26 protein-coding genes and 1 tRNA gene are annotated in these 24090 nt (G+C 63.2%); 18 read left to right on the top strand and 9 right to left on the bottom strand.

All coding sequences use genetic code 11. From position 1 onward, the window contains the following. The first annotated feature begins 5 nt into the window (after positions 1-5). The 8 genes from ACQY80_RS16655 (at position 6) to ACQY80_RS16620 (ending at position 6523) form a co-directional block, all read left to right on the top strand. On the top strand, positions 6-3164 hold the full coding sequence (locus tag ACQY80_RS16655; protein ID WP_428681833.1) for an intermembrane phospholipid transport protein YdbH family protein: 3159 nt from the start codon (positions 6-8) through the stop codon (positions 3162-3164). Then, on the top strand, positions 3161-3376 hold the full coding sequence (locus tag ACQY80_RS16650) for a YnbE family lipoprotein (protein ID WP_428681831.1): 216 nt from the start codon (positions 3161-3163) through the stop codon (positions 3374-3376). The genes ACQY80_RS16655 and ACQY80_RS16650 overlap by 4 nt, the downstream gene beginning before the upstream one ends. A gap of 16 nt (positions 3377-3392) precedes the next feature. Beyond that, the gene (locus ACQY80_RS16645; RefSeq protein ID WP_428685907.1) at positions 3393-3788 is read left to right on the top strand and encodes a YdbL family protein; all 396 of its coding nucleotides are present in this window, start codon (positions 3393-3395) and stop codon (positions 3786-3788) included. 208 nt (positions 3789-3996) lie between these two features. Further along, positions 3997-4326 (top strand): AtpZ/AtpI family protein, encoded by a 330-nt coding sequence (locus ACQY80_RS16640; RefSeq protein ID WP_428681829.1) that lies wholly within the window; start codon positions 3997-3999, stop codon positions 4324-4326. 61 nt (positions 4327-4387) lie between these two features. Beyond that, positions 4388-5140, top strand: coding sequence for a F0F1 ATP synthase subunit A (locus tag ACQY80_RS16635; RefSeq protein ID WP_428681827.1), 753 nt, complete (start codon positions 4388-4390; stop codon positions 5138-5140). Between the two features lie 42 nt (positions 5141-5182). After that, positions 5183-5413, top strand: a complete 231-nt coding sequence (locus ACQY80_RS16630; RefSeq protein ID WP_037515205.1) for a F0F1 ATP synthase subunit C — start codon at positions 5183-5185, stop codon at positions 5411-5413. Positions 5414-5484: 71 nt separating this feature from the next. After that, positions 5485-5982 (top strand): ATPase, encoded by a 498-nt coding sequence (locus ACQY80_RS16625; protein WP_428681825.1) that lies wholly within the window; start codon positions 5485-5487, stop codon positions 5980-5982. After that, positions 5975-6523 (top strand): F0F1 ATP synthase subunit B, encoded by a 549-nt coding sequence (locus ACQY80_RS16620; RefSeq protein ID WP_428681823.1) that lies wholly within the window; start codon positions 5975-5977, stop codon positions 6521-6523. The genes ACQY80_RS16625 and ACQY80_RS16620 overlap by 8 nt, the downstream gene beginning before the upstream one ends. A 63-nt stretch (positions 6524-6586) precedes the next feature. On the opposite strand, the gene ACQY80_RS16615 is transcribed toward ACQY80_RS16620, so the two are convergent. After that, positions 6587-7018, bottom strand: coding sequence for a surface-adhesin E family protein (locus ACQY80_RS16615; protein WP_428681821.1), 432 nt, complete (start codon positions 7016-7018; stop codon positions 6587-6589). 81 nt (positions 7019-7099) lie between these two features. Next, the gene (locus ACQY80_RS16610) at positions 7100-7819 is read right to left on the bottom strand and encodes an SDR family oxidoreductase (RefSeq protein WP_428681819.1); all 720 of its coding nucleotides are present in this window, start codon (positions 7817-7819) and stop codon (positions 7100-7102) included. Positions 7820-7887: 68 nt separating this feature from the next. On the opposite strand from ACQY80_RS16610, the gene uvrC reads away from it, so the two are divergent. The 7 genes from uvrC (at position 7888) to ACQY80_RS16575 (ending at position 14480) form a co-directional block, all read left to right on the top strand. Further along, a complete protein-coding gene (gene uvrC, locus ACQY80_RS16605; RefSeq protein ID WP_428681816.1) occupies positions 7888-9822 on the top strand; it encodes an excinuclease ABC subunit UvrC in 1935 nt (644 codons plus the stop codon). 11 nt (positions 9823-9833) lie between these two features. Then, the gene (locus tag ACQY80_RS16600; protein ID WP_428681814.1) at positions 9834-10226 is read left to right on the top strand and encodes a PaaI family thioesterase; all 393 of its coding nucleotides are present in this window, start codon (positions 9834-9836) and stop codon (positions 10224-10226) included. Next, complete coding sequence (gene recO, locus ACQY80_RS16595; RefSeq protein ID WP_428681812.1) at positions 10214-10951, top strand: DNA repair protein RecO; 738 nt, start codon at positions 10214-10216, stop codon at positions 10949-10951. Before ACQY80_RS16600 ends, recO begins: the two co-directional genes overlap by 13 nt. A gap of 95 nt (positions 10952-11046) precedes the next feature. Continuing rightward, positions 11047-12048 carry a 3-isopropylmalate dehydrogenase gene (leuB, locus tag ACQY80_RS16590; protein WP_428685905.1) on the top strand — a complete coding sequence of 334 codons (1002 nt, stop codon included), beginning with the start codon at positions 11047-11049 and terminating at the stop codon, positions 12046-12048. A 16-nt stretch (positions 12049-12064) separates the two neighbouring features. After that, positions 12065-13273 carry a trans-sulfuration enzyme family protein gene (locus tag ACQY80_RS16585; protein ID WP_428681810.1) on the top strand — a complete coding sequence of 403 codons (1209 nt, stop codon included), beginning with the start codon at positions 12065-12067 and terminating at the stop codon, positions 13271-13273. A gap of 17 nt (positions 13274-13290) precedes the next feature. Beyond that, a complete protein-coding gene (gene apaG, locus ACQY80_RS16580) occupies positions 13291-13692 on the top strand; it encodes a Co2+/Mg2+ efflux protein ApaG (protein WP_428685903.1) in 402 nt (133 codons plus the stop codon). Further along, positions 13689-14480, top strand: a complete 792-nt coding sequence (locus ACQY80_RS16575; RefSeq protein WP_428681808.1) for a LysR family transcriptional regulator — start codon at positions 13689-13691, stop codon at positions 14478-14480. Before apaG ends, ACQY80_RS16575 begins: the two co-directional genes overlap by 4 nt. Here ACQY80_RS16575 and ACQY80_RS16570 read toward each other — a convergent pair. Continuing rightward, entirely contained in the window at positions 14477-15802 is a 1326-nt protein-coding gene (locus ACQY80_RS16570; RefSeq protein ID WP_428681806.1) for a serine hydrolase, read from the bottom strand. The two genes, ACQY80_RS16575 and ACQY80_RS16570, sit on opposite strands and share 4 nt — an antisense overlap. 8 nt (positions 15803-15810) lie before the next feature. Then, positions 15811-17790 (bottom strand): DNA topoisomerase IV subunit B, encoded by a 1980-nt coding sequence (parE, locus tag ACQY80_RS16565; RefSeq protein ID WP_428681804.1) that lies wholly within the window; start codon positions 17788-17790, stop codon positions 15811-15813. A gap of 170 nt (positions 17791-17960) precedes the next feature. On the opposite strand from parE, the gene ACQY80_RS16560 reads away from it, so the two are divergent. Further along, positions 17961-18806 carry an outer membrane protein gene (locus ACQY80_RS16560; protein ID WP_428681802.1) on the top strand — a complete coding sequence of 282 codons (846 nt, stop codon included), beginning with the start codon at positions 17961-17963 and terminating at the stop codon, positions 18804-18806. Between the two features lie 48 nt (positions 18807-18854). Here the strand turns inward: ACQY80_RS16560 and ACQY80_RS16555 are convergent, their stop codons facing one another. Beyond that, complete coding sequence (locus tag ACQY80_RS16555) at positions 18855-19256, bottom strand: PaaI family thioesterase (RefSeq protein WP_428681800.1); 402 nt, start codon at positions 19254-19256, stop codon at positions 18855-18857. After that, positions 19253-19936, bottom strand: a complete 684-nt coding sequence (locus ACQY80_RS16550) for a GcrA family cell cycle regulator (protein WP_428681798.1) — start codon at positions 19934-19936, stop codon at positions 19253-19255. The genes ACQY80_RS16555 and ACQY80_RS16550 overlap by 4 nt, the downstream gene beginning before the upstream one ends. Positions 19937-20046: 110 nt before the next feature. Here ACQY80_RS16550 and ACQY80_RS16545 point away from each other — a divergent pair, with 110 nt between their 5' ends. Then, entirely contained in the window at positions 20047-20919 is an 873-nt protein-coding gene (locus ACQY80_RS16545) for an ABC transporter permease (protein ID WP_428681796.1), read from the top strand. Positions 20920-20938: 19 nt separating this feature from the next. Here ACQY80_RS16545 and hspQ read toward each other — a convergent pair whose 3' ends face one another. Next, positions 20939-21325, bottom strand: a complete 387-nt coding sequence (hspQ, locus tag ACQY80_RS16540) for a heat shock protein HspQ (RefSeq protein WP_428681794.1) — start codon at positions 21323-21325, stop codon at positions 20939-20941. Positions 21326-21507: 182 nt separating this feature from the next. Between hspQ and ACQY80_RS16535 the strand changes: the two genes are divergently transcribed. Then, positions 21508-22143 (top strand): Yip1 family protein, encoded by a 636-nt coding sequence (locus ACQY80_RS16535; RefSeq protein WP_428681792.1) that lies wholly within the window; start codon positions 21508-21510, stop codon positions 22141-22143. 48 nt (positions 22144-22191) lie between these two features. On the opposite strand, the gene ACQY80_RS16530 is transcribed toward ACQY80_RS16535, so the two are convergent. After that, the gene (locus ACQY80_RS16530; RefSeq protein ID WP_428681790.1) at positions 22192-23913 is read right to left on the bottom strand and encodes a hypothetical protein; all 1722 of its coding nucleotides are present in this window, start codon (positions 23911-23913) and stop codon (positions 22192-22194) included. 35 nt (positions 23914-23948) lie between these two features. Beyond that, a tRNA-Ser gene (locus ACQY80_RS16525) sits at positions 23949-24038 on the bottom strand. Between the last annotated feature and the right edge of the window lie 52 nt (positions 24039-24090).

The following is a 24090-nucleotide window of genomic DNA, read 5'->3' as shown; positions in this document are numbered from 1 at the left end:
GCGCGATGAGCGACGAATCCGTTTCGCGCCCGCCGCTGCGCCTTCGCAAGATCCTGTTCAAGAAGCGCTGGCTGACCACCGGAGCGGTGGTCGTGCTCGCAGCGGCGCTCTGGCTCGCGCGCGAGCCGATTGCCGATCGCGTCATCCGCGACCAGCTCGATAGCCGCGGCATCCCGGCGCAATATACGATCGACTCCATTGGTTTCGGGTCCGAGCGCCTGTCGAATCTTGTGATCGGCGATCCGGCGCGCCCCGACCTGACCGCAAAGCGCGTCGAGGTGACGATCGGTTACGGATTTTCGGGGCCTTACGTATCGGGAATGACGGCGGACGGCGTGCGGCTTTATGGCCGCCTCGTCGACGGCCAGTTGTCGCTTGGCTCGCTCGACAAGTTTCGTGACCCGACGGACAAGACCCCCTTCGCTTTGCCCGACCTGCAGGTGCGGCTTGCCGATGCTAGGGCGCGCGTCGAAACGCCGTGGGGCGATCTCGGCGCGTCGCTGAACGGCAGCGGAAATCTGCGCCGGAATTTCAATGGCAAACTGGCCTTGATCGCTCCGTCGATCATGGCAGCGGGCTGTTCGGCCACCGGCGCGACCTTCTACGGGACCGTCGCCATTCGCAATGTCCGGCCACAGCTGACCGGCCCGCTCCGCGGCGAATCCTTGCGCTGCGCCGACGGCAGCGTGACCGCCCAGTCACCCCAGATCGCACTCGACGTTTCGCTATCCGAAAATCTTCAGAGCTGGCGCGGCACCGCCGACGCGAGCATCGCGAAGCTTGCCGCCATGTCGCTCATGGCCGAACGGTTGGGGGTAAAGGCTTCGTTCGACGGAACGAGTGCGCGCACGACCTTTGCGCTCAAGGGCGATATGACGCGGCTTCGTGGCCCGGATTTCGCGGCGCAGTCGGTGAATATCGAGGCGAAAGGCGCCGCCGGAAGCAAGGCCCCGACGGCTGCGGGCAGCATCCGCTTTGCCGAGGCCAGCGGCAGCATCGCTTTGCGGCGGTCCCTCACCGACAGCGTCAAGGGCCTCGCCGGAACCCCGGTCGGACCGCTCGCCGAACGCGCCGCGGCGGCCTTCTCGCATGCTCTTGGCGGGATAGGCATAGGCGGGCATGCCGACTTCGCCTTGGCGGGGGAAGGGCAGACCGCACGCGTCGAGCTGATCGCGCCCGAACTGGCGAGTGGCAGCGGCGCGCGGATCGCGGGAAGCCCGGACAGCCGGATCGCCTATATTTTCGGAACGCCGCAGCCTGCGGTCACGGTTCTGGGCGACTGGCGCTTCGGCGGCGGCGATATTCCTTCCGGGGCGCTGACGCTCGATCGGCGCGCCGACGGCCTCTTGTCGGGCACCGCCCGGCTCGACGCCTATGACGCCAAGGGGAGCCGACTGGCGCTCGCCCCGGTTCGCTTTTCGGGCAACGGCGGCCTGCTGCGCTTTTCGACGACCGCCGAACTCTCCGGACCGCTCGCGGGTGGGCGCGTCGAGGGACTCCGCGTTCCGCTCGCCGGCGCGCTGGCCTCGACGGGCGCGTTGGCGCTGAACGGGGGCTGCACGCGGATCGGCGTCGATCGCGTGGCGGTGTCGGGCTTCCGGATTGGCGCGACCGGAGTGGATCTGTGCAGCCGCCCCGGGGCGCCCTTACTGAGCGCCGGCCCCGCCGGCTTGCGCGGCGCAATACGCATTTCGGGCCTCCGGCTTCGCGGCTCGAGCGGAACATCGCCCTTCGCGTTCGATGCGCGGAGCGGCGAGATCGACCTTGCGACCATGCGCTGGGCGGCGACGATGGCCGACGTCCGGCTGGGCGAGGGGGATAGCGTGACGCGTTTCGCCGCCCAGCGTGTTTCGGGACGCACGACGCCGCAGGGCCTCGCCGGCGATCTGTCGGGCGCGAGCGGCAAGATCGGCGCGGTGCCGCTGAATATGGGCGAGATCAACGGTGCATGGCGCTACGCGGGCGGCGCCTTGTCGCTCGACGGCGGGCTGCTGCTCACCGACGCCGCGCCCGAAGCCCGCTTCGCTCCGCTTGTCAGCCGCGACGCCAGCCTGCGCTTGGCGAACGGCGCGATCGATGCGACGGCGGGCTTCAGCGAGCGCGAGAAAGGCGTCAGAATCCTCGACACCGTCATTCATCACAAGCTGGGCGACGGCACGGGCTTCGCTGACCTCAAGGTCAAGGAACTGCGCTTCGGCGAAGCGTTCCAGCCCGACATGCTGACGCCGCTCGCGCTTGGCGTCGTGGCGAATGTTCAGGGATCAGTCGTCGGCGACGGGCGTATCGAATGGACGCCGCAGGGCGTTACGAGCCGCGGGGCATTCGCCACCGCAAACACCGACCTCGCCGCAGCGTTCGGTCCGGTAAGCGGCCTTAGCGCCACAATCAGCTTCGACGACCTGATCGGGCTGCGGACGGCGCCGGGACAGAAGGTTTCGATCCGCGAGATCAATCCCGGCATTCCGGTGGTCGATGGCGAGATCGAATATGAGCTGATCGGCGACAATCGCGTTCGCATCGAGGGTGGGCGCTGGCCCTTTGCCGGCGGCGAACTGTTGCTCCATCCGACGACGATCGATTTCGCAGCCGACCAGCCGCGACGGCTGAGCTTCGATGTCGTCGGGGTCGAAGCGGCAGTTTTCCTGCAGAATTTCGGCTTCGACAACATCAATGCGACGGGCAAGTTCGACGGAACGCTACCCGTGGTCTTCGACGGACTCGGCGGACGGATCGAGAACGGGCGCATCGACGCGCGCGATGGCGGCGGGACGCTGGCCTATGTCGGCGAGCTTTCGAATCACAATCTCGGCACGATCGCCAATTTTGCTTTTGGCGCGCTCCGTTCGCTCAAATATGACGACCTCACGATCATCCTGAACGGCAATCTGGACGGCGAGATGGTGACCGATATCCGGTTCGGCGGGGTCGGACAGGGTGAGGGCGCGACGCGGAATTTCCTGACCAACCAGATCGCGAAGATCCCGCTGGTGTTCAACGTCAAGGTTACCGGCCCCTTCCGCCAGCTGGTCACATCGGCCAAGGGGCTTTACGATCCGACCGTCTGGGTCGAACAGAATTTGTCGAAGCTGATCGAGGAACAGGAAGCGGCCGCTTCCGGCACCTCCGATACCGTTCAGCCACCAGAAAGCGAGCCTGTGCGATGAAGACGATCAAGAATGGAGCAGGGAGGCCGGGTATCGGTGTTCGGATTGCAACGGTGATGATCGGGGCTATGGCGCTTGGCGGCTGTGTCCAGATCGCGACCCCTGACAAGCCGATCGAGATCAACCTGAATATCAACATCAAGCAGGAAATCCTGTACAAGCTTGATGGAGACGCCAAAAAGCTCGTTGAGCAGAATAGCGGCATATTCTGACGAGGTAGGAATGACGATGATCAAACAGTGGAAACCGGCGGGATGGGCAGTGGCCGCAGTTGCTGCAACGGCAGCGGTTGCCTTGGCTGTACCCTCCGCAATGGCGCAGCGCGATCCGGCCTATGAGGCCGCACGCACGGCAGGGCAGATCGGTGAGCAGCCCGACGGCTATCTGGGCTTCGTCTCGACCCCGACCCCGGCGGTGCGCGATCTGGTCAATGATATCAACATCAAACGCAAGGCCGCCTACACCAGTGGCGCGCCCGCGGGCAGCACGGTCGAGCAGTTTGCATTCGTGACCGGCTGTAACCTGATCGCCAAGAGCAAACCGGGCGAGAAATACAAGGCGCCCGACGGCCGCTGGCTGACGCGCGACGGCAGTCCCCCGGTACGCGCCTCCGGCTGTCCGTAACCGCTATATTTTACAAGGCGGCCTGCGGGCCGCATATGCCGCCGCGCCCCTAAACGCGGCGGCATTTTTGCGGGATATGCCACAAGCATTGACTTAAGGGGGCGTCGTTCCTAAACGGACCGCGCCTTAGGGGTCTCCCGAATTTTCGGGCCTTTTTTCGCAGGTTGAATCGGAATATTCCGGTTTCACTTCAGGAGGATGGCGCAAGATGACGGAGAATGGCAGCGATCCTGAACCAGCTTCGGAGGATTCGCGCCTGGTCTCGCTCGAAGAGCGATTGGACCGGGCCGAAGCCGCAGAAGCGAAACGGACCGCGGTGAATGCCGGACCGGAGACCGATGCGAATTACAAGCTCGGCAACCGCGTTCTGGCTGAACTGTTGGGTGGGATCGGTGGTGGCGCTCTGGTCGGTTGGACAATCGATCATTTCGCCGGGACGGCACCTTGGGGCCTGTTGGTCGTGCTCTTCCTTGGAGTGATCGTGGCCTTCAGAAACATATTTCGGATAGCGAACGTCCGGCCTTCGAAGCCGGACTGACGCTGGTTTGACTGGGATTTAGGCGAGGTATCGCGTGGCGGATCAAGGCAAAGTGGACCCGATGCACCAGTTCGAGGTGCAGAAGATTTTCGACATGTTCCATGTCGGGGGTCATGAGGTCGCCTTCACCACCAGCGCGCTGTGGATGATCGTTGCCGGTCTGCTGCTTTGGGTGTTCATGCTCGGTGGCATGAAGCGTCAGCTCGTTCCGGGCCGTTGGCAGGTTGCCGTCGAAGGCTTTACCGGCTTCATCACGAGCATGATGAACGCCAATATCGGCCCCGAAGGCCGGAAATATACGCCTTACGTCTTCTCGCTTTTCATGTTTATCCTGATGCTAAACATACTCGGCCTCGCGCCGCTCGGGCTGTTCGGTATTCACCCCTTCACCGTGACGAGCCATTTCACGATCACCGGTTTCCTAGCGATCCTCAGCTTCGCGATCGTGCTGATCGTCGGTTTCTGGCGCCACGGCCTGCACTTCTTCTCGCTCTTCGTGCCGCATGGCACCCCGATCTGGCTGATGTGGCTGATCCCTGTGATCGAGCTGGTGTCGTTCCTCGTTCGCCCGTTCAGCCTTGCGCTGCGACTGTTTGTTGCGATGACCGCCGGGCACGTGCTGATGAAGGTGTTCGCCTCGTTCATCATCGATGGCCTCGCGGCAAACCCCGCGATCGGTATCGGTGTCGGCATTCCCAGCATGGCTCTGATGATCGGCATCAGCGGTCTCGAGCTGCTGGTAGCAGGCATCCAGGCTTATGTTTTCGCGCTGCTCACGTCGCTCTATCTGAACGACGCGATCAATCTGCACTGATATTTCAACTGTATAATCAACGTTTTTCCCAAGGAGTATAAAATGGACGTTCAAGCTGCTTCGCTCATCGGCGCCGGTCTGGCCGCTATCGGTGCCGGTATGGCCGCCATCGGTGTGGGCAACGTGTTCGGTAGCTTCCTCGAAAGCGCGCTGCGCAATCCGGCTGCTGCCGACGGCCAGCAGGGCCGCCTGTTCATCGGCTTCGCGGCCGCCGAACTTCTCGGCCTGCTGTCGTTCCTTATCGCGATCCTGCTGTACCTCAAGGCAGCCTGATCCCGTTTGCGGGGCCGGCTCGCTGAAGCGGGCCCCGCGACTGCTTTTCTTCTTGTCGGTCGAGAGTATCCATGCCTCAAATCAGCCAATTCGCTGAAAGCTGGTATGCCGCATCGCAGATTTTCTGGGTGCTGCTGACCTTTGGCTTCGTTTTCCTGGTCATCGGACGCGGCATGCTGCCGAAGATCGAGGCGACGGTGGATGCGCGCGACCGCAAGGTCGCCGACGATCTCGCGGCGGCAAAGGCAGCGCATGCCTCGGCCGATAGTCTTGAGGAAAGCTATCGCCAGCAAAGCGACGCGAGCCGCGCCGCGGCGCAGACGGCGGTGCAGGATGCCAAGAACAAGGCCGTGCGCGACGCCGAAAAGCGCCTCGCAAAGGTCGATGCCGAACTGGCCGGGAAGCTGGCCGCTGCCGAAACCGATATCGGTGCAGCGCGCAAGTCGGCGATGGCAGAAATCGAATCGGTTGCGGCCGAAGCAGCGAGCGACCTTGTCGCCAAGCTGTCGGGTGCGAAAGTTGCCACGGCAGATGCCAAGGCAGCGGTGAAGGCGGTGCTCCATGGCTGATTTCCTCTTCATCCTGTCGGAAGCGGCGGGTGCGGCTGCGCCCGGCGAGCCCAAATCGTTCGGTATCATCGATGCCACGGCATGGGTTTCGATCGCGATGGCGCTCTTCATCGGCATCCTGCTGTGGAAAAAGGTGCCGGCGCTGGTTGCTGGCATGCTCGACAACAAGATTGCCGAGATTTCGAAGCAGCTGAAGGAAGCCGAACAGCTCCGCCTCGACGCGGAATCGCTGAAGGCCGAATATGAGGCGAAGCTCGCCCGCGCTGCCAAGGAAGCCGACGAACTGCGCGCCCGCGCCGATGCCGAGGCCGAGGCGCTTGTCGCCAAGGCAAAGGACGAAGCCACTGCACTTATCGCCCGCCGCAAGCAGATGGCAGAGGACCGCATTGCAGCGGCCGAAGCCGGTGCACTTGCCGAAGTCCGCGCCGCTACCGCGAAGGCTGCGACCGATGCAGCGGCCAAGCTGATCGCCGACAAGCATGATGCGAAGGCCGACAAGGCGCTGGTCGACGACGCGATCGCCTCGGTCGCCAAGGGCTGATCTTCTTTTTGAAGTAACAGAAAACGGGCGCCCCGCTTTGGCGGAGCGCCCGTTTTCTTTTGCCTATCGACCCAGTTCGGACGCAGCGTGCTGAAAGGGTTCGCCGATGAGGTTGCCGCCCTTGCGATAGCAAGCGAAATCCATGATCGCCTCGTTGATGCTGCCCGGCGCGCTCGTCTTGCGCTGGTTGATCGTTTCGGACGGCTGGGTTTCGATGAAACCGCCATCGGCGCGATAATAGCTATACTCCAGCGTCCGGAAAGATTTGCCCGAACAATCGAACTCTTCGCGGATTTTGGCGCCATAGATGTCGCTGTCATCCATCGGCTCCGCATAGATACTGAGCACTTCGCCGATGATCTTGTTGTCGAGCGTTCTCAGGCTCGACAGGTCGACATAGGTCCGCATCCCGTCATTGCCCCCGACCATATACCATTGAGCGGCAGCCGCGGGCGTCGCGAGCGCGAGCAAGGCGGCGGTAAATATCAAACGCATGATTCCCTCCCCGTGACGCGACCCGTTCACGAGGTGCCACGGCCCGCCTTGGGCTGAAAGAAAAAAGAAGAGAGCCTCGGCTCAGAACCGGATCATGATCCGCCGCGCCAGCGCGGGGGAAATGCTGTTCACCAGCTGCAATATCTTCACCATCCCGGCGTTCACCTCGCTCTTGCCGGTGCGGATGCCGTGGACGATCTCGGCGGCGCAATCATGCGCGCTCATCTTTCGCCCGCCGCGCCCCGCCGTCATATTGGTCTCGACGACCGGCGGCAGCGCCTCGATCACGCGGACATTGCTGTTCTTCAGCAGATGGCGGATCGCTTGCGTGTAGCTCCGCAGGCCCGCCTTGGTGGCGCAATAGATTGAACCGCCGGCGCGCGGCGCGATCGCAAGCCCCGAGGTGACGTTGACGATCGCCGCTTCGGACTGCGCGCGCAGCGCCGGCAGCAGCCGGGTGCAAAGCGCGATCGGGGCATCGAGGTTGGTGCGGATGCACTGTTCGGCGCTCTCCAGCGTGTCGGGCTTGTCGAGCTCATATTCGCTGCCGACACCGGCGTTGTTGACGAGGATGGCGAGCGGCTTGCCGGCTATGCCGTTCACGACGGCATCGACGCCCGCCGATGTCGACAGGTCGCCCGCAATCGTGCCAAAGCCGAGCCCCGCCATCGCCTGCAACTTGTCGGCCGACCGCCCCGTCACGATCACATCGGCGCCTGCGGCCTGCAATTGCAGCGCGATTTCACGCCCTATCCCGTCGCTGCCTCCGGTCACCAGCGCCAGCTTTCCACGAATATCCATAAGACCCCTCCTATGTTTTACCTCGCGCACTATGGCGGGGCGCATCGCCTTCGCCTACATGCAAAATCATGGCTCGCCCGAACGCTCCCGATCGATTCAATGAAGAGAAATCGGCCTATGTCGTCCGCGGCGAGGGGGAGGGGGCCGAGAAGCCTGACCTGGAGCGCGGCGCCGATATCATCCGCGGCGTCGTCCGAAAACTGCCCGTCCGACCGGGGGTCTACCGCATGCTCGATGCGCGCGGTGACGTGCTCTACGTCGGGAAAGCGCGCGCGCTGAAGAACCGCGTCACCAATTACACGCAGGTTGCGCGCCTGCCGCAACGGCTCCAGCGCATGGTCTCGCAGACGCGCGCGATGGAAATCGTGACGACGAACAGCGAGGCCGAGGCGCTGCTCCTCGAGGCGCAACTCATCAAGCGCTATCGCCCACCCTATAATGTGCTGCTGCGCGACGACAAAAGCTTCCCATTCATCCTGCTACGCACCGATCATGATTTCCCGCGCGTCCAGAAGCATCGCGGTGCAAGGCGCGCCAAGGGGCGCTATTACGGGCCGTTCGCCAGCGCGGGATCGGTTCATCGCACGCTCAACGCGCTGCAGAAGACCTTCCTTCTCAGAAGCTGCACCGACAGTTTCTTCACCAATCGCTCGCGGCCGTGCCTGCTTTACCAGATCCGCCGCTGTTCGGCGCCCTGCGTCGACCGGATCAGCAAGGACGATTACGCCGGGCTGGTGAGCGACGCGCAAGACTTCCTCGAAGGCCGCTCGACCGCGGTGCAGAAGCGGCTCGGCGATGCCATGACCAAGGCCGCGGACGCGATGGATTTCGAGCAGGCCGCGGTGCTCCGCGACCGGCTCAAATCGCTGACCTTCATCCAGGGCAGCCAGTCGGTGCACGCCGAAGGGCTCGGCGATGCCGATGTGTTTGCGCTCGCGGCCAAGGGTGGGCAATTGTGCATTGCGGGTTTCTTCATCCGCGGCGGGCAGAATTGGGGGCATCGCAGCTTCTTTCCGGCGCATGTCGCGGGTGTGCCCGAGGGCGAGGTGCTCGAAAGCTTCCTGATGCAATTTTACGAGGGCGTGCCGCCCCCGAAGACCATCCTCGTCGACCGTGAGCCCGACGAATGCGAGCTGCTCGCCGAGGCGCTGGGCGAAATTGCGGGGCGGAAGGTCGAGATCAGCGTTCCCCAGCGTGGCAATCGCAAGCGCCTGCTCGAACAGGCGGTGCGCAACGCCAGCGAGGAGCTGGACCGTCGGCTGGCGGAAAGCAGTACGCAGGCAAAACTCGGCCGCGAACTCGCCGATCTGTTCGATCTGGACGATGCCCCGCAGCGGATCGAAATCTATGACAACAGTCATATCCAGGGCACCAATGCGCTAGGCGCGATGGTCGTCGCGGGGCCCGAGGGCTGGATCAAGGGCGCCTATCGCAAATTCAACATCAAGCGCCCCGAAACACAGCCCGGCGATGATTTTGCGATGATGCGCGAGGTGTTCCAGCGCCGCTTTGCGCGTGCGATCGAGGAAGACCCCGAACGCACAAAGGGCGAATGGCCCGATCTGGTGCTGATCGACGGCGGCAAGGGGCAGGTATCGGCCGCGGGATCGGTGCTCGCCGAACTGGGGATCGACGATCTGCCGTATGTGGGCGTCGCCAAGGGCCCCGATCGCAACGCCGGGCGCGAAACCTTCTACTTGCCCGACGGGCGCGAGTTCACGTTGCCGACGAACAATGCCGTGCTCTTCTACATCCAGCGCCTCCGCGACGAAGCGCACCGTTTCGCGATCGGCGCGCACCGGCAGAAGCGCGCCAAGGCGATGGGAAGCTCGCCACTCGACGAGGTGCCGGGCATCGGCCCCGCGCGCAAGAAAGCGCTGCTCATGCACTTCGGCACCGCGCGCGCGATCCGCAGCGCCAGTCTGGAAGATCTGACGAAGGCCCCGGGAGTCAGCGCGGCGGTCGCGCAGGCGGTCTATGATTTCTACAATCCGGGAAGCTGAGGGAGGGATACATGGATTTCGCGGCAAGCATGCCGCTCGCGGGAACGCTGGGCGTCACTATCCATGAAGGCAGCAAAGACAGGGTGGCGGGCAAGCTGCCCGTCAGGCCCGAAATTTGCACTGCCGGACATATCGTCCACGGTGGTGCGATCATGGCCTTCGCCGACTGTCTCGGCGCGGTCGGCGCCTTTCTGACGCTGCCCGAGGGCGCGACAGGTACGACGACGATCGAGAGCAAGACCAATTTCCTCGGCGGGGGCCCGGTCGGATCGGTGCTTGTCGGCGAGGCGACCCCGGTCAAGATCGGCAAGCGCCTGTCAGTATGGCAGACGCGCATCCGGACCGAGGAGGGGGCAGAGGTCGCACTGGTGACTCAGACGCAGATGGTGCTTTGGCCAGCCTGACTGCCGATGCTGTCGTCTGCGCGGTCCGCGCGCATGGCGAGCATGGCGCGATCCTGCGCGCGCTGACACGGGAGGCAGGCCTGATCGCCGGCTATGTTCGCGGCGGACGGTCGCGGCGGCTGCGACCGATCCTGGTCCCGGGTAATCTGGTCGCGCTCGAACTGCGGGCGCGAACCGAAGACCAGCTGGGCGGTGCGACGGTCGAGTTGCAGGAGAGCCGCGCGCCGCTGTTCGCCGAGCCTTTGGCCGCAGCGGCGATCGATTGGGCAACCAGCCTGACCGCGGGGACTTTGCCCGAAAACCAGCTCTATCCTGCGCTCTACGACGCACTATCTGCGGTTCTCGACGCAATCGGTGTCGCCCCGTCGGCGCGGCAATGGGCGGCCGCGCTGGCGCGCTATGAATTGCTGCTGCTCGCCGAACTGGGGTTCGGATTGAATCTCGAAGAATGCGTTGTCACTGGCTCGTCCAATGATCTTGCCTTCGTCAGCCCCAAATCTGGTGGCGCGGTCAGCATCGGTGCCGCGTATGGTTATGAAGAGCGTCTGTTTCGCCTGCCGGCTTTCCTGCGCGGCGAGGATAGCAATCCTGCCATGTCGGATGTCCTCGATGCACTGGCCATCACCGGCCATTTCCTTGACCGCGATGTTCTCGACGGCCGCAATCGCGACTTGCTGACGGTAAGGCAAAGATTGCTCGACCGGCTGGGCAGGGCGGTTGCGTGACGCGCCGCCGCTGTCTAAGCGGCTCGCGAAGACACGAAAGGGCGAGACAAGTGCAAATCCTGCTGCTGGCCGGCGATGGTATCGGTCCCGAGATCATGGTGGAGGCCGAGAAGGTGCTTGCCGCGCTCGCACTCCCGGTAACGCTCGACCGCGCGCTCGTCGGCGGGGCCGCCTATGAGGCCACTGGCCATCCGCTGCCGCCGGAGACGCTGGCGAAAGCGAAAGCGGCCGACGGCATCCTCTTCGGCGCGGTCGGCGACCCGCGTTTTGATTCCGTCGAACGCCATCTGCGACCCGAGCAAGCGATCCTCGGTCTTCGTTCCGAACTCGGCCTATTCGCCAATCTGCGCCCGGCGAAGCTGTTTGCTGGGCTCGAAGACAGTTCGGCGCTGCGTCCCGAGGTCGCGTCTGCAATCGATCTGCTGATCGTGCGCGAACTCAACGGTGACGTCTATTTTGGCGAAAAGGGCACGCGCACGACCACGAGCGGCGAGCGCGAGGGCTATGACATCATGTCGTACAGCGAGAGCGAAGTGCGGCGGATCGCGCATGTTGCGTTCAAGGCCGCCCAGGGGCGCCAGAAACGCCTCTGCTCGGTCGACAAGGCCAATGTTCTCGAAACCTCGCAGCTCTGGCGCGACGTGGTGATCGAGGTTGCGGCCGACTATTCCGACGTCGCGCTCAGCCACATGTATGTCGACAATGCCGCGATGCAGCTCGTGCGCAATCCGGGGCAGTTCGACGTCGTTGTGACCGGCAATCTGTTCGGCGACATATTGTCCGATCAGGCATCGATGTGCGTCGGTTCGATCGGCCTGCTCGCGTCGGCGTCCTTGAGCGAAGGCACACAGGGATTGTATGAGCCTATCCACGGCAGCGCCCCCGATATCGCAGGGAAGGGCGTCGCCAATCCGCTGGCCATGATCCTGTCGCTCGCGATGCTGCTCCGCCATTCGGGCGGCGACGAAGCCAGCGCGGCGCGGATCGAAGCGGCAGTGGCGAAGATACTCACCGATGGATGCCGTGGCGCCGATCTGGGTGGTACCATGGGGACGGCCGCACTCGGCGACGCCGTTGTTGCAGCCCTGAAGAACTAGATTACGGATCAGACACATGAAGAAAACGACGGGTTTCGATCGCAGCAAGACGAAGAACTGGCACCCCGCAACGCAGGCCGTGCGCGGTGGCACCTGGCGCAGTGAGCATGGCGAGACGTCAGAGGCTCTCTTCCTGACCTCGGGCTACACCTATGACAGCGCCGAGGACGTCGCGGCGCGTTTCGCCGGCGAGTCGGCAGGTATGACCTATTCGCGGCTGCAGAACCCGACCGTCGCGATGCTCGAAGAACGCATCGCGCTGATGGAAGGCGCCGAGGCGTGTCGCACCCAGGCGACCGGCATGGCCGCGATGACGACCGCGCTGCTCTGCCAGCTTTCGGCGGGCGACCATATCGTTGCGGCCAAGGCCGCCTTCGGCTCGTGCCGCTGGCTCGTCGATCATCTCTGTCCGCGCTTCGGGATCGAGACGACCGTCATCGACGGTCGCGACAATGATGCGTGGGAAAAGGCGATCAAGCCGAACACCAAGGTCTTCTTTTTCGAAACGCCGGCGAACCCGACGATGGACATCGTCGACATGCGCCACGTCTGCTCGCTCGCCAAGGCACACGGGATCACGACCGTCGTCGACAATGCTTTCGCGACGAGTGTGCTCCAGCGCCCGATGGATTTCGGCGCCGACGTGGTCGCCTATTCGGCGACCAAGCTGATGGAGGGGCAGGGCCGCGTGCTCGCTGGCGCGGTATGCGGGACCGAGAAATTCATCAACGACGTGCTGCTGCCGTTTCAGCGCAACACGGGCCCCAATCTGTCGCCCTTCAACGCCTGGGTGGTGCTGAAGGGGCTGGAGACGCTCGATCTGCGCGCCCGGCGCCAGTCGGAAAATGCGCTGGCGGTCGGCAAGTTTGTCGAAGGGCGTGTCCCGCGCATCCTGCATCCGGGTTTGTCGAGTCATCCGCAGCATAATCTCGCGAAAAGCCAGATGGACGATTGCGGTCCGATCTTCTCCTTTGTGCTCGACGGCGGTTCGGTGCAGGCAATGGCCTTCCTGAACGCACTCGAGCTCGTCGATATCAGCAATAATATCGGCGACTCGCGCAGCCTGTGCTGCCACCCGTGGACGACGACGCATTATGGCGTGGCGCCCGAGGCCCGGCTGGACATGGGGGTCGAGGAAGGACTGCTGCGCATCAACATCGGGCTGGAGGATCCGCGCGACGTGATCGCCGATCTGGACCAGGCATTGACCAAGGTCGGGCTTTAGGCGACGCTGGGCTCATGATGATCGACTCCTTCTTCCCCTTTTCGGCAACCACGGGGTCGATCACGGTGCGCGTGTCGGTCAGCTATCTGCCCGAACAGTCGCACCCGGCACTCGGCCGCTGGTTCTGGGCCTATCATGTCCGGATCGAGAATCATGGCGATGTCGCGGCGCAGCTGCTGACCCGACATTGGCGGATCAGCGACGGACGCGGACAGATCAGTGAGGTCGAGGGAGAGGGTGTCGTCGGCGAACAGCCGCTGATCCCGCCCGGCGGGGCCTTCGACTATGTATCGGGCTGCCCGCTTCCGACGGCAGGCGGGGCGATGGTCGGCAGCTATACGATGGAGATGGGCGATGGCTCGCAAATGCTGATCGCAATCCCGGAATTTCCCTTGCAGTCGCCAGCGACCGCATCATGAAGCGCACCCACCTGCCTCTCAACGCGCTTCGCGTTTTCGATGCCGCTGCCCGGCACCTCAGCTTCACGCGCGCCGCCGACGAGCTTGCGGTTACCCCCGCCGCGGTCGGACAGCAGATCCGCGCGCTGGAGGACATGCTCGGTGTTGTTCTCTTCCGGCGTACGCCAAAGGGGCTCGAGCTGACCGGCGAGGCCACGGCCGGACTCGATGCGCTTCGCCAGGGCTTCCTGCAGTTCGAGGAATCTGTGCGGGCCATGCAGGCGGGACAATCGTCGCAGTCGCTGACCATTGCCGCGCCGCGCGACCTTACCGCCAAATGGCTCGCGCCGCGGCTCGCGCGTTACAGCCAGCAAGCGCCCGACGTGCGCTTTACGTTGGTGTCGACCGACGGCGGGATCGATTTCACCGAGGCGAACCTCGATCTCGCGATCTTCTGGACCGACGGATCCGGCGAGCATGAGGGCGTGGCGCTGGCCGAACCCGCCATGGTGACCGTTGCCGGTCCCGGAAGCGCGAGCGACACGCGCATCGCATGGCCCGGCTGCCCCGTCGAGGAAGGCGAACCGGCTCTTCGGCTCGGTGATGCCGGTCTGGCTATCGATGCCGCCGCGAACGGGCTGGGCCATGCCAACGTACCTGCCATGCTTGCCGAGGCGGACATTGCTGCCGGTCGCGTGCGGCTGGTGCGAGAGGCTTTCGCCGTAAAGCGCGGCTATTGGCTCGTCGCTCCGACGCCGCAATGGCGACAGGCCAAGGTGAAGGCGCTGGTTGCGGCGCTGACAGCCTAGTTTTTGGCGGTCAGCGCGAGCAATCGCGTCATGAAACCAACCATTTGCACGCTGTCAACATTGGCCGCCGGGTTGTTCCAGCTTGCCGTGATCACGAACCACTTCGAATCGGCCTTTCGCTGGCCGAGAAAGCTCATCGAGAGGACGCCATTCTCCGATCCGCCCTTGTAGCCAAGAAAGCTCCACCGCTCACCAGCCTCGACTCCTAAGCCATTGTTTATAGATAGGGATGACATGGCCTGGTTGGAGGCCCGATCCTTCAGATCGACCATAAGTCGGGCGATGTCATTGGGGGACGCAAACCACTCGAGGCTGTCGATGAAACGCGGACCTTCGACGAAGCTAACGCCGTCAACATTGGCCAGAATCAGCCGATTTTCGTTGTTATCCAGCAGCTTTTTCTGCGCGGCATCATTGCCTTTGACATAAGCCTCGCGCAATTCGGCGAAATTATTGCCCTTCAGCGCAAAGGCTTCGACGGTCGTGAGAAAGGGGACGTTGCGCGACGGCGCGCTATGGCCCGCGTCGCGCATCCGTGCCTCGATCCGCTCGCGACCGAGCAGATGGATCAGCGTATCGGCGGCGCCATTGTCGCTGACTGAAATCATCCAGTTGGCGAGCGTCTGGACTGTGACAGGCGTATTTTTCGGCCAGTTTGCTGTCGCCAGCGAGGAAAAGCTTGGGTGCGAGAGGGGGACGACATCGTCCCATTTGCGCCGCCCTGCGGCAATCTGGGCCGCAAGTTCATCAAGCACATAGAGTTTGAAGGTCGATCCGACGGCGAATTGCCGGTCGGCCTCGGCAGACGCCTGCGGGACCAGCCTGTTTCCGTCGATCTCGGCCACCAGGAACCCCGTTGAACCGGGCAGGGTAGCCAATTCGCCTGCGATCCGCGCGAAACTGTCGTTTTCCATGACGAAGCCGGTGATGCGGAGGCCCGTAACGCGCTCATCTGGCGCCGCGCCGACATCGAGCAGCACGGTCGCCACCCCCTTCTCGAACCGCAACCGGAGCGATCCCGAGCGGCCATTTGGCGCGTTCACGGCGTCGATAGCGAGCGCGCGGCCATATTGCGTCGCGATGCCGGCGATCATTGATTTGAATTGCGTCTCGGGCACTGCGGCCTGAAAAATCGGGGCGAAATAGGCATCATATCCGATGTTGTCGTTGATAACATCGACCAATTGCTGCGCTTTTCGGTCAAAAGCGGTGCTGGAAGCGGTGGACGGGCTGGGAGGGCTGGCGCTCTCCTGGGCAGTCGCCTGCGTGGCTGCCATCACAAGCAGCCCAGCTCCCAATCCAGCCGTCCAGCCGCGTGCCATAGGCCTCCTCAGGCGTCGATCGCCGCCTCGTCGAGCGTCGCCGCATTCGCCTGAATGAACTGGAACCGGTGCTCGGGGTGCTTGCCCATCAGCCGGTCGACCAGGTCCTTGACCCCTTGGCGTTCCTCATATTCCTGCGGCAGCGTGACCTTGAGCAGCGAGCGGGTCGCCGGATCCATCGTGGTTTCCTTGAGCTGGTTCGGGTTCATTTCACCCAGCCCCTTGAAGCGGCCGACCTCGACGCGCTTGCCCTTGAACAGCGTCGCCTCCAGCTCGGCGCGATGGGCGTCGTCGCGCGCGTACGCCGAGGTCGATCCTGCGGTGATGCGGTAGAGCGGCGGCTGGGCAAGATAGACATGCCCCTCGCGAACGATGTCAGGCATCTCTTGGAAGAAGAATGTCATCAGCAATGTGGCGATGTGAGCGCCGTCAACATCGGCATCGGTCATGATCACGATCTTTTCGTAGCGCAGGCGGTCAGCGTCGCAATCCTTCCGCATCCCGCACCCCAGCGCGAGCGCGAGATCGGCGATTTCCTGGTTGGCACGGATCTTGTCGGCACTGGCACTCGCCACATTAAGAATCTTGCCGCGGATCGGGAGGATCGCCTGCGTCTTGCGGTCGCGCGCCTGCTTGGCGCTGCCGCCGGCACTGTCGCCTTCAACAATAAATAATTCAGTACCTTCCGGGCCATCATTGGCACAGTCGGTCAATTTTCCGGGCAGGCGGAGCTTGCGTCCGCTCGTCGCGGTCTTGCGCTTTACCTCCCGCTCGGCCTTGCGTTTCAGCCGTTCGTCCATGCGTTCGAGGATCAGGCCGAGCAGCGCGCGGCCGCGATCCATGTTATCGGACAGGAAATGGTCGAAATGGTCGCGTACGGCGTTTTCGGTCAGGCGCGTGGCCTCCGGGCTCGAAAGCCGGTCCTTGGTCTGGCTCTGGAACTGCGGGTCGCGGATAAACACCGACAACATCATCTCGCCGCCGTTGAAAACATCTTCGGCAGTTATCTGCGCCGCCTTTTTCTGACCAATCAATTCGCCGAAGGCACGCAGTCCCTTGGTCAGCGCTGAACGAAGCCCCGCTTCGTGCGTGCCGCCGGCGGGCGTGGGGATGGTGTTGCAATACCAGCTATAGCTACCGTCGGACCACAAAGGCCAGGCGATCGCCCACTCGGCGCGGCCCTGATCGCCCGGAAAATCCTGGCGGCCGACGAAAGGTTCGGCCGTTGCGCATTCCCGCGTGCCGATCTGTTCCTTCAGATGATCGGCAAGGCCGCCGGGGAACTGGAACACCGCTTCTGCCGGCGTATCGTCGCCGATCAGCTCTGGCGCACATTTCCAGCGGATCTCTACGCCAGCGAAGAGATAGGCCTTCGACCGCGCCATGCGATAGAGGCGTTGCGGTTTGAAACGGCCGTGCTCGCCGAAAATTGCCGGATCGGGAATGAACGAGACGCTGGTGCCGCGGCGGTTCGGCGTCGGGCCAAGTTCCTCAAGCGGTCCTTGCGGAAGCCCCTGCGAAAAGGATTGCCGGTATAATTGCTTCGATCGGGCTACTTCGATTACCGTATCGATCGAAAGCGCGTTGACGACGCTGATCCCGACGCCGTGCAAACCGCCGGAGGTGGCATAGGCCTTCCCCTCGAACTTGCCGCCCGAGTGGAGCATCGTCATGATGACCTCAAGCGCCGACTTTCCCGGAAACTTGGGATGCGGGTCGACCGGCATGCCGCGGCCGTTGTCGATCACGGTCAGGCGGTTGCCGACGTCGAGGATGACTTCGATTCGGCTGGCATGACCCGCAACCGCCTCGTCCATGCTGTTATCGATGATTTCGGCGGCAAGATGATGGAGTGCACGCTCATCAGTGCCGCCGATATACATGCCCGGCCGTCGGCGAACGGGCTCCAGCCCCTCAAGTACCTCGATCTGGGAGGCATTGTAGCTTTCGGTAGCGGGCTGGTCGCCGTCGAACAAATCGTGACTCATGCTCAGGCTATACGGGGCAGGAAAGGGCGCTGGCAAGCTTGGTTTTCGGGCCTGACGGCGGCGCTTGCATATGGCTCGGCTCGTCCCGTTTTAGGCACAGGGGGAAACTTACCCCATCGCCGCGAGTTTCTCCGCCGACTGCAAAGTCATTCAAAAAGTGGAGAAATAAAATGAAATTCGCAGCTCTCCTTGCTGTTTCCGCGGCCTCAATGATCGCCGCTCCCGCTATCGCGCAAGACACTGGCGGCGATCGCGATAGATCACAGGACTTCAACGGACCTTATATTTCGATTGGCGGCGGCGGCACGCTGCAGGGCAGCGACCGCGGCGAAACGCTGATCTTTGATACTGATCGCGACGGGGTCTATGGCGATCCCGTCAACACCGTGGGCGGCACCGACGCCTTTGCTCCGGGCTTTTGTAACGGCGCCGCGACTGGCACGGCCAATCTGGGCTGCCGCAACGATAAGGATGGACCTGAATATTTCGGACGTGTGGGCTACGACCGCCGGATGGGCAATTTCGTCCTTGGCGCGTTGATCGAAGGAGGCCGGAGTGAAGCGCGCGACAGCGTCAGCGGATTTTCGACGACGCCTGCGGCCTACACGTTGAGCCGCGAAGCCGATTACCAAGCCAGTGCCCGGCTTCGTGCCGGCTATACGCCGGGCGGCGGGGCGCTCTTCTATGTCACCGGCGGTCCGGCCTATGCCCGGCTCGACAACAAATTCGCCACCACCAACACCGCCAACAGCTTCGCCGACACCGGCAAGACCAATGGCTGGGGCTACGCCGCCGGCGGCGGTGCCGAGATCATGGTGAGCAACAACATCGCGATCGGGCTCGAGTATCTCTACACCGACCTCAAGGACAAGGACTATGTTGTGAGCGTCGGGCAGGGGACCGCCAATCCGGCGACCAACCCGTTTCTGCTGAACGGAGGCGGTACCGACATCCAGCGGAGTGATCCGCATTTCCGGACGCATAGTGTCCGCGGCACGCTCAGCTTCCGCTTCTGACCTCTCGGGAAGCGGAATCGAAGGCGCCGGGCCCTTGGGTCCGGCGCCTTACGCTTGTGTGCCGGGCGCCGGGAAGATCGCGAAATTGCCATTTGCGCTGCTGACAAGCTTGCCGTGCTGGTAAAGGCGGGCATCGATATTGGCGATGCGCTTGCCCTGATGCAGGACCTCGGCCTCACACGTCAGCCGGCCTTCTACAACGCGGGCGTGATAGTTGAATTTGATTTCGAGCGTCGCGCACCACTGGTTATCATCGAGCAGGCTAGTCAGAGCGCCGCCCATCGCGGTGTCGGCAAGCGAATAGGCAACGCCGCCATGCGCTGCCCCCTGCGGGCTGAAATGCTGATCGCGATCGACGTCGATCGCCATCGTGCAACGCCCGCCGCCGCGCTCGACCATTTGAAGGCCGAGCGCTTGAGCGAACTGGAAATCCTGCCCGAAAGGCTTCAACGGACCCGCGGTCCGCCGAACGGCGGGGGCGGGGGCGGGCGACGCGTGCCGCGGGGCAACTGCGCCTGATAGGCGCGGCCGCAATGCTCGACGCAATAGGGGAATCCGGGGTTCACCGCGACGCCGCAGAAATGAAAGTCAGGCTCGCCCGGATGCCCCATCGGCCAGCGACAGATACGGTCATTGAGATCGAGCAGGCTCGTCTTGTCGGCGATCTCGGGGCTCGGCTTTGCAGGTACGAGACGGCGCGGCGGCGCAGGCGGGATCGGGGCTTGCTGATCGCCAGGGCCCTGACGAATGAAGCCACCAGGGCCGATCGAGACGATCCGCGGCGCATCGGGCTTCGGGGCTGCTTCGACGCCATCCTCGTCCGAATCTTCGGTGACGGGCTTCGGCTCGGGCCTCGGCGCAGCAGCAACCGGGCGTGGAGCGACGGGCGCTGCCGCACGCTGCGCCGGAGCGGGCGACGACGTTTTTGGCGCAACGGGCGCCTTGACGGGCTTCGCAGCCTTTTCCGTCGCCTTCACGGGCGACGGGCGCGATTTCAGCCCCAACCGATGCGCCTTGCCGATCACGGCATTGCGGCTGACCCCGCCAAGCTCGTCAGCGATCTGGCTGGCAGTCAGCCCCTTTTCCCACATGTTGCGCAGCTGTTCGATGCGCTCATCGGTCCATGACATATATAGTTCCTCATCATTCCACGCTGCCCGTCAGCCGGCGATCCCGAAAGGACCGGCGCCGTCACTGCCCAGCTTGCGGTAAGATCGGGGAGGCGATAGGCGAGAACGCCATGAACGACCAGCCCCAAATTTCGCGCCCCGACTCGACAAATCCGGCCGCGGTTCCGGCTTTCGCCGAACCCGGTGTTCCGCATATCCGGGCTTTGAACGTTCCGGGGTTGCAGGCCCTATATGTCAAAGAGGTGCGCCGCTTTTTCAAGGTCCAGCTCCAAACTATCTGGGCACCGGCGATCACCACGCTTCTTTTTCTTGTCATTTTCACCGTCGCGCTCGGCGGCGCGGGGCGCACGGTTATCGGCGTGCCCTTCGCTGACTTCATCGCGCCGGGGCTGATCATGATGGCCATGCTGCAAAACAGCTTCGCCAATTCCAGCTTCTCGCTGCTCGTCGGGAAGATCCAGGGGACAATCGTCGACTATCTGATGCCCCCGCTTGCGGTCGGCGAGTTGATCATCGCGCTGATCGGCGCCGCAGTCACGCGCGCGATTCTTGTCGGCTGTGCGCTGTGGCTTGCGATGCTTCTGTGGCCCGGCGTGCATGTCGGCCCTGATCATCTGTGGGCGGTTGCGCTGTTCGGCGTGCTTGGCGCAATGATGTTGGGCTTCCTCGGTCTCATCACATCGGTATGGGCCGAGAAGTTCGATCACGCCGCCGCCGTCACCAATTTCGTCGTGACGCCGCTCGCGCTGCTATCGGGAACCTTCTATTCGATCGATCGGCTGGCGCCCTGGTTCCAGACCATCGCTCACGCTAATCCCGTCTATTATGCGATCATGGGCTTCCGTTACGGATTCATCGGTACCGTCGATTCGACGATCGCGAACCCGGTGCTGACTGCGGCGCTCTTCTTGCTCGCCGTCAACCTAGTGCTCGGTGTGATCACATATCGCCTGCTGGCGTCTGGGTGGAAGCTGAAGGCCTGACAGCCTCTCAGCCTTTGCCTTAGTGACGGTGAATCGCGCGGACGCGGTAACGGCCCTTTACCAGCCCGTCGAACATCGCTTCTATCTGTGGATGATCGACAGGGCCATGCTCGGCATCGCTCACCAAATTCTGCTGGCTGACATAGGCAATGTAGGAGGAATCGTCATTTTCGGCGAGCAGATGATAATAGGGCTGCGCCTTTGCGGGACGAATTTCCTCGGGGATCGCCTCATACCATTCATCGCTGTTCGCGAAGACCGGGTCGACGTCGAACACCACGCCGCGGAAATCGAACATGCGATGCCGCACGATGTCGCCCGGCGCAAAACGTGCCCGTTCGATGAGCGGAGCGGCAACATGGGGCGGGATCGAATCCCGGAAATCGGATGAAGTTCGAGCGGTCATGATTTCAATCTATGGCTATTTACGCCCGTTTCAACCCCGTTACAGTGGGCACGACCGTAGCAAGCCGAATCCCGGCTGTGACCGGGGTTACAGATGCGTGGGCCAACAGGGCTAGACTGCCCCTGCAGCTTTCGCTCGACCGGATCGGGTTGCGGGCCGCCTAACAAGGGGAGACGCATTTCATGACCGACACGCCACCTACCAGCCCGACGCCCGTCGGCGGTCCCGCCGCAGGGATTATCCAGCGCGCGAAGGACATCCTCCTGAAGCCTAAGGAAACCTGGCCGGTCATCGCCGCCGAACCGGCGACCACCCAGTCGATCTATATGCCCTATGTTCTTGTACTGGCGGCGATCGGCCCGCTGGCCGGCTTTATCGGCGGCCAAGTCTTCGGCATCACCATTCTCGGCGTGACGTACCATCCCCCTATCGTCGGGGCGCTGGTGTCGGCGATCGTCTCTTACGGGCTTGCTCTCGCGACCGTCTTCATTCTGGCCTTGGTCATTGATGGCCTTGCTCCTAACTTTGGTGGCCAGAAGAATCAGGTGCAGGCGCTGAAGGTCGCCGCCTATACGGGCACCGCCGGCTGGGTAGGGGGCATTTTCGGGCTGATCCCGGCGCTTGCCATCATCGGCGTGCTGTTCGGGCTCTATGGCCTCTACATCCTGTATCTTGGCCTGCCCGTGCTGATGAAAGCCCCGGAGGACAAAGCCCTCGGTTACACGGTGGTCGTGATCCTCGTCGCGATCGTGCTCTTCCTCATCGTCGGTGCGGTGGTTGCAGCCGTATCGGCGCCGGCGCTCCTCACTATCAGATAGCAAACCAGCCGCCGTCCCGGTTTATCCGGGGCGGCCGCATTGGTGAGCCTATTCCGCCGCGACCACCTGGATCGCGCCTACAGGCCTGTTGGATTCCTGCAGAACCAGCGATTGCTGAGGAATATTGGTTCGCACGGTTCCCGATATCCTGCACCCCGCAAGACGCATCCGGGGAACGAGCGCATCCAGCGCCGAAGTTACAACGACCGAAAGGTCGTCGAACATAAGCTCGCTTTCGAAGGCGACAACGGCGCGCCCCCTGCTTCCGCAGATGATCCGGCCCGCGACGCGAATGCCCTTTGGCGCAACCTCGCGTCCCGTCGTCCCCATGATTCCACCCGGATAGACGCACAGACCGACGGGATTGGCGCTTGTTGTCCGGCGGAGGTCGACCGAAGCGAACTCGACGCGAATATCGCTGCATCCCGACGAAATCTGGACCATGCCGTTCTCGGCATCGGGACTGCCGACAACGCCGCGCTGCAAATTGGTGTTCGTTCCGGAAACCTTGATGCGGATGTTTCGGCTCGCGTCTTCGATATGGACAAGCTCGTGCCCGATCATGTCGCCCGTCACATCGATATCCCAATCGTCGCAATTGGCGAGCCCGACGGCCCATTGGCCGATATTGCGGACCCTTAGATTGCTTATCCGCCCGTGCGAGGCGCTCCCAGAGGATAGCCGGACCGGTTTGCCCGGACGCGAAGAGGAAGTCGCGGCGCTGCTGAAGATCGGCTGGCCCGATCGATCGGTTCCGGCAACGGTCGTGCCGGCGGGGAAGGCGTCGGAACGGATTGGCTGCCCCTTCTTCAGCGCCGTTGCGGGAATGGCGCCACCATCCGGGTCCGTAATCTTCTGAAGTGTCGCCGAACCCACGCGGGTCTCGGCCAGCAGCAGGCCGGGTGCGTTGATTTCGATCACCTCGGTGCAGTCCGTGCCGGTGCAATCGAGAAACGCCAGATAGCGATAGCTTGCGGTGTCGGACGTCTGACGGAGGAACCCGAAGTCGAGGCTCTGGAAATGGCACTGTTCCATCGTGAAATGATCGAGATCGGCCCCGATCGGCAGAACGCCATAATAACCTGATCGTCCGCCCTGTCCGACGAAGGAGGTGCGGCGAAACGTCGTGTTCCTCGCGTCGCCGGTGATACCAACCGCGGCAGTCCAGCCTGGACGCGCCGACAGACATCGAAACTCCAGCCCTTCGATCAGAATTCCGTCGCCCGCGATCCCCAGTCCATAGAAGGCGGAGAGCTTTCGGCGCGAAAATGTCAGTATCGAGCGCCCCGGCTGGCCCAGAAGCTTTTGCCCGTCGACCAAAGTCAACGGGGGCGCGCCTGCGGCGGCATTATCGTCATGCAGTTTGAAGTTGCCGGGCGGGATATAGAGCGTACCCGAGGCGCCGATCGCAGCGAGCGCCCTTTTCAAGGCTTCGAAATTGTCCGCCACGCCGTCACCAACACCGCCGAAATCGGTCAGGCTCGGCGTTTGTTGCGCTCCGGCGACGATGTTCGACGGCATCGCAGCGAGCACGCCCGTCGCCGCCAGAATCTCGCGCCGCGAAAGACGAGGTAGCTGATGAGGGAAAATGGGCCGGTCGTGCCGTTTCATGATAATCGCTCTCCGGACCCTATGCCGTCGTACGGCAGGGTGCACGCCGCATCCTTTACCGGAAATGACTCGATCGCCCGCAGCTTCGAAGGGTAGGGTAGCCGTCGTGGGAACCAGCCTCAACCGAGTGTCAAAGCTAGCCGACGGGGTTCCCCCCAAAAGGGGTGGGCTATCAATTCGCTAGGGAAGAAAAATGGAGGAGAGTGAGGGATTCGAACCCTCGGTACCGTTGCCGGCACTTCGCATTTCGAGTGCGACGCTTTCGACCACTCAGCCAACTCTCCTCGCTGAGAGGAGACGCCCCTAGCGGCGGCTCGCGAGACTTGCAACCCTCTC

Origin of the sequence: Sphingopyxis sp. (genome assembly GCF_965279755.1) — a bacterium.
In the GTDB taxonomy this organism is placed as follows: Bacteria; Pseudomonadota; Alphaproteobacteria; order Sphingomonadales; family Sphingomonadaceae; genus Sphingopyxis.
Note: the sequence above shows the minus strand (reverse complement) of the source record. Positions and strands in the feature narration are given on the sequence as shown.

Bases quoted from the DNA above. Each gene is read 5' to 3' on its own strand.
- ACQY80_RS16570 (WP_428681806.1), bottom strand. From the start codon at position 15,802: ATGGCACGCGGCTGGACGGCTGGATTGGGAGCTGGGCTGCTTGTGATG.
- ACQY80_RS16560 (WP_428681802.1), top strand. From the start codon at position 17,961: ATGAAATTCGCAGCTCTCCTTGCTGTTTCCGCGGCCTCAATGATCGCC.
- ACQY80_RS16535 (WP_428681792.1), top strand. From the start codon at position 21,508: ATGACCGACACGCCACCTACCAGCCCGACGCCCGTCGGCGGTCCCGCC.
- ACQY80_RS16575 (WP_428681808.1), top strand. From the start codon at position 13,689: ATGAAGCGCACCCACCTGCCTCTCAACGCGCTTCGCGTTTTCGATGCC.
- ACQY80_RS16655 (WP_428681833.1), top strand. From the start codon at position 6: ATGAGCGACGAATCCGTTTCGCGCCCGCCGCTGCGCCTTCGCAAGATC.
- ACQY80_RS16615 (WP_428681821.1), bottom strand. From the start codon at position 7,018: ATGCGTTTGATATTTACCGCCGCCTTGCTCGCGCTCGCGACGCCCGCG.
- hspQ (WP_428681794.1), bottom strand. From the start codon at position 21,325: ATGACCGCTCGAACTTCATCCGATTTCCGGGATTCGATCCCGCCCCAT.
- ACQY80_RS16630 (WP_037515205.1), top strand. From the start codon at position 5,183: ATGGACGTTCAAGCTGCTTCGCTCATCGGCGCCGGTCTGGCCGCTATC.
- ACQY80_RS16545 (WP_428681796.1), top strand. From the start codon at position 20,047: ATGAACGACCAGCCCCAAATTTCGCGCCCCGACTCGACAAATCCGGCC.
- parE (WP_428681804.1), bottom strand. From the start codon at position 17,790: ATGAGTCACGATTTGTTCGACGGCGACCAGCCCGCTACCGAAAGCTAC.
- ACQY80_RS16650 (WP_428681831.1), top strand. From the start codon at position 3,161: ATGAAGACGATCAAGAATGGAGCAGGGAGGCCGGGTATCGGTGTTCGG.
- ACQY80_RS16635 (WP_428681827.1), top strand. From the start codon at position 4,388: ATGCACCAGTTCGAGGTGCAGAAGATTTTCGACATGTTCCATGTCGGG.
- ACQY80_RS16585 (WP_428681810.1), top strand. From the start codon at position 12,065: ATGAAGAAAACGACGGGTTTCGATCGCAGCAAGACGAAGAACTGGCAC.
- ACQY80_RS16600 (WP_428681814.1), top strand. From the start codon at position 9,834: ATGGATTTCGCGGCAAGCATGCCGCTCGCGGGAACGCTGGGCGTCACT.
- ACQY80_RS16620 (WP_428681823.1), top strand. From the start codon at position 5,975: ATGGCTGATTTCCTCTTCATCCTGTCGGAAGCGGCGGGTGCGGCTGCG.
- apaG (WP_428685903.1), top strand. From the start codon at position 13,291: ATGATCGACTCCTTCTTCCCCTTTTCGGCAACCACGGGGTCGATCACG.
- ACQY80_RS16610 (WP_428681819.1), bottom strand. From the start codon at position 7,819: ATGGATATTCGTGGAAAGCTGGCGCTGGTGACCGGAGGCAGCGACGGG.
- ACQY80_RS16640 (WP_428681829.1), top strand. From the start codon at position 3,997: ATGACGGAGAATGGCAGCGATCCTGAACCAGCTTCGGAGGATTCGCGC.
- ACQY80_RS16550 (WP_428681798.1), bottom strand. From the start codon at position 19,936: ATGTCATGGACCGATGAGCGCATCGAACAGCTGCGCAACATGTGGGAA.
- ACQY80_RS16645 (WP_428685907.1), top strand. From the start codon at position 3,393: ATGATCAAACAGTGGAAACCGGCGGGATGGGCAGTGGCCGCAGTTGCT.
- uvrC (WP_428681816.1), top strand. From the start codon at position 7,888: ATGGCTCGCCCGAACGCTCCCGATCGATTCAATGAAGAGAAATCGGCC.
- ACQY80_RS16625 (WP_428681825.1), top strand. From the start codon at position 5,485: ATGCCTCAAATCAGCCAATTCGCTGAAAGCTGGTATGCCGCATCGCAG.
- leuB (WP_428685905.1), top strand. From the start codon at position 11,047: ATGGTGGAGGCCGAGAAGGTGCTTGCCGCGCTCGCACTCCCGGTAACG.